Source organism: Gilvimarinus sp. 1_MG-2023, from assembly GCF_030548285.1.
Map to the genome: position 1 here is coordinate 1 of NZ_JAUOSC010000254.1, position 399 is coordinate 399.

General features: G+C 53.4%; 1 pseudogene. It reads right to left on the bottom strand.

From position 1 onward, the window contains the following. Nucleotides 1–147: 147 nt before the first annotated feature. A pseudogene (locus Q4563_RS16670) lies at nucleotides 148–399 on the bottom strand (protease modulator HflC); the annotation flags it as partial.

The window sequence follows — 399 nt, forward strand, 5'->3', positions numbered from 1 at the left end:
TTATCAGCCTGCTTGCCGGAGGACGAAGTGCCTGATGCTTTGGTTATTTCACAAAAAAACCGGGCCTTTGCCCGGTTTTGATGATTTTAGCAAAGCTGCACGGCGATGACCATGAGTCCGACACCTGCCGCCTTGCTCGCCAACCGGTCAGTTACCGGAAGGATCTTTCAGGTAACGGAAGAACGTGCTGTCAGGCTTGAGCAAAATCACATCGTTCTGATTGAAGGTCTCGGTATAGGCATTCAGACTGCGGGTAAACGCATAGAATTCCGGGTCCTTGCTGAACGCGGCGTTGTAGATACGCGATGCTTCTGCGTCCCCTTCACCACGTGTGCGCTCGGCATCCCGATAGGCTTCTGCCTCAATCACCGTTTTCTGACGATCGGCATCGGCCTGGAT